Origin of the sequence: Actinobacillus minor NM305 (assembly GCF_000175195.1) — a bacterium.
Classification (GTDB): Bacteria; Pseudomonadota; Gammaproteobacteria; order Enterobacterales; family Pasteurellaceae; genus Haemophilus_A; species Haemophilus_A minor.
The window spans coordinates 1-863 of record NZ_ACQL01000119.1 but is presented as its reverse complement, the minus strand read 5'-3'; the positions used below and the strand labels follow the sequence as shown (position 1 = coordinate 863).

Annotated in this window: 1 protein-coding gene and 1 pseudogene; both read left to right on the top strand. The window is 39.3% G+C overall.

What is annotated here, in order from left to right; all coding sequences use genetic code 11:
- Window positions 1-513: pseudogene (locus AM305_RS12785) on the top strand (relaxase/mobilization nuclease domain-containing protein); the annotation flags it as partial.
- 16 nt (window positions 514-529) lie between these two features.
- A complete protein-coding gene (locus tag AM305_RS09360; RefSeq protein ID WP_005618528.1) occupies window positions 530-736 on the top strand; it encodes a hypothetical protein in 207 nt (68 codons plus the stop codon).
- Window positions 737-863 lie beyond the last annotated feature (127 nt).

Here is an 863-nt window from a genome sequence, read left to right as displayed (position 1 = left end):
GCCGACCCTAATCGCCTTGACGATATTAGCCTTGATAGCCATAACCGCAGGCGTTTTGACGTGGCAGGCGAAGAACGCCTATCAAGAGATGACCGAATGGCAAAATTCAGCCGAGATAGCCAAAGAGCAGAGTGGGGGGATCAAGCTATCAACTTGCAAAACGGAGAAAGGGATAAAGCCTTGTATAGCAGTGGACAAGGATTTTATCAACTCAACGTGGGGCGAGAATTTGAAAATAATCGAAGTTCACGAAACCAAGAAACAGGGGAAAAAATAAATGGCGACCGAATTAGAACTACTTTACGAGAAAACCTTGAAAACCTTGCTAGAACAGCAAGAAATCGAGCGAGTGAAATTATCGAAAGAATTAGAGAGTTTGCGAGCCGAAAACGCCTTGATCATTCAACAATACAACGAAATCAGCAAGCAATTAACGACATTACAGAGTTTAATAAACAGCTTGAAACGGTAATATCTCAACGCAAAAGACAAAGCAGGGGTATAAGCAGATAACACAAGGGGGAGAATTATGGCAACACTTATGGAAAAAGACAGTTTAATAAATGGTATTTCTCAAACACTCGGCTTAATCGTGGCTCAAACTGGTGGTAGAAACGAAGATAGCGAGTTATTAGCAGGCTTGCGTAACAAGCTATACGCTCTTAAACCAGAAGAAATTGACTACGAAGAACTTTCTAAGTTAGTGAGAGAAAAATTTAATAAATATAAATTTTAGGGGGATTTATGCAAGATGATGAAAAATTAACACCTGAAATTTTAGCTAGACGGGAATTTCATATAAAAAACGCCTTAGCCAGTTTTGCATTAGAAGGGGAATATCCATCTAAAGAATGTGAAGTATT